This is a genomic window from Lysobacter enzymogenes, assembly GCF_017168095.1.
Classification (GTDB): domain Bacteria; phylum Pseudomonadota; class Gammaproteobacteria; order Xanthomonadales; family Xanthomonadaceae; genus Lysobacter; species Lysobacter enzymogenes_D.
Map to the genome: position 1 here is coordinate 1 of NZ_LXSD01000124.1, position 1,732 is coordinate 1,732.

General features: G+C 70.6%; 2 protein-coding genes. Both read right to left on the bottom strand.

Translation table 11 applies throughout. From position 1 onward, the window contains the following. On the bottom strand, positions 1-1,270 hold a 1,270-nt coding region (locus A7A76_RS03485), incomplete at its 3' end, for an acyltransferase family protein (RefSeq protein WP_206409892.1). 186 nt (positions 1,271-1,456) lie between these two features. Beyond that, positions 1,457-1,732 (bottom strand): AAA family ATPase (locus tag A7A76_RS03490; RefSeq protein WP_206409893.1); only part of this gene is annotated, 276 nt, incomplete at its 5' end.

Below are 1,732 nucleotides of genomic sequence, written 5' to 3' on the forward strand. Positions count from 1 at the left end.
GCGCCGCCAGCGGCGCCGCGCCGGCGCGGCGCGCGCGCAGCCGGTCGGTCAGGCGCTTGCCGGCGCGTATGCCCGGCTCCTCGATGTAGCGATAGGTCAGCAGCGACGCCGCGCACAATGCCAGCGCGCAGCCGATGTTGACGATCCAGAACGGCAGCGTGCCGCTGAGCGCGTACTCCTTGACGCCCGGAATCGCGAACACCGCCACCATCGACAGGCCCTGCGACAGATAGATGCTGTAGCTCATGTTGCTGAGCCGCCGCGAAGCCCGCCACGACAGCACGCCGAACAAGTTATTGCCGGAGCACAGCACGAACAGGAACAAGCCGGTCAGCGGGCACAGCGCCAGCAACTGCAGCATGCCGATGTTGCGCGTGCTCAGCATCGCCGCGAACACCAGCGCCAGCGCCAGCAGTGCCAGTGCGCCCCACTTCGCGCGCTGCAGCTGCAGACGCTCGCCGATGCGCTCGTGCAGCAAGGACGCGACCAGCATGCCGGTGGCGATCATCCCGATCAGTTCGGCCAGCACCGCCAGCAGCAACACCGGGCGCGGCTTGGTGCCGGGCACGAAGCCGCCGTTCCAGGTCGCCGCCAGGATCACCAGCAGGCAGGCGGCGACCGCGCCGGCGGAGAACGCCAGGTGGCGGCCGCGGCGCACGAAGAACGCCCACAACGGCAGCGAGAAGTAGAACACCCATTCGAAGAACAAGGTCCAGGTGACGCCGGCCAGGATGGTGCCGGTGTCGGCGTAGCCGTTGATCGCCGGCGGCGGCGGGACGATGCCCAGCGCCAGCCACGCCAGCGCCTGCGCGATCACCTGCAGCGGCGGCTGGCGCCATTCGAAGCCGGTGCGGTAGGCGACGATGACGATCATCGTCGCCACCGCCGCCACGTACATCGGCCCGAGCCGGAACACGCGGCCGATGTACAGCTCCCTCCAGCCCGGACGGCCGCCGGACTTCAGCAGTTTGTTCCAGAACAAGAAGCCGGTGAGCATGAAGAACAGCGCCACCGAGACCACGCCGGCGACGTTATAGAACTGTGCGGTCGAGGGCTTCCACACGCCGGTGCGCAGGAAGTCGTAATGCACGATGGCGTGCACGGCGAACACGCTAAGGGCGAGGAAGCCGCGCAGGCCGTCGAGGGTGTCGGTGCGGCGGCCGCTGCCTTGCCCGGCCGGGTCGGCGGCGCGGAACCACGGCAGCGAGGCCAGCGCGAACGCGGCCAGCATCAGGGCGAAATACGGCCAGACCGAGTGGGTGTCGACCATACGGCGTCCGCGCGAAGGGTGGGGGTGAGGGCAGGCTATCGGGCCGGCTGCGCGGCTTCTGTCGTCGGGATCACGCTTCCCGGGCGGGACGCGCGGGCAAACGTGTGCTGGGTTGGCTTTCCGCGGTTTCGCCGCGTGCGCCGCTGCCGTGCGAACGGTCGGCGGCGGCGCGCGCGCCTGTTGGGATCAGCCGGCTTCGCGCAGGCGCCCGTCGGCCAGCACCAGTCGCCGCGTCGGCGCCAAGGCTTCGACGAAGGCCTCATCGTGGCTGACCACGATCAGCGCGCCCTGGTAAGCGCGCAGCGCGCGTTCCAGTTCGGCCACCGCGTCCAGGTCGAGATGGTTGCTGGGTTCGTCGAGCAACAACAGCTGCGGCGCCGGCTGCGCGTGCAGGGCGCAGGCCAGCGCCGCGCGCAGGCGCTCGCCGCCGGACAGCGCGGCGCTCGGCAGATGCGCGCGCGC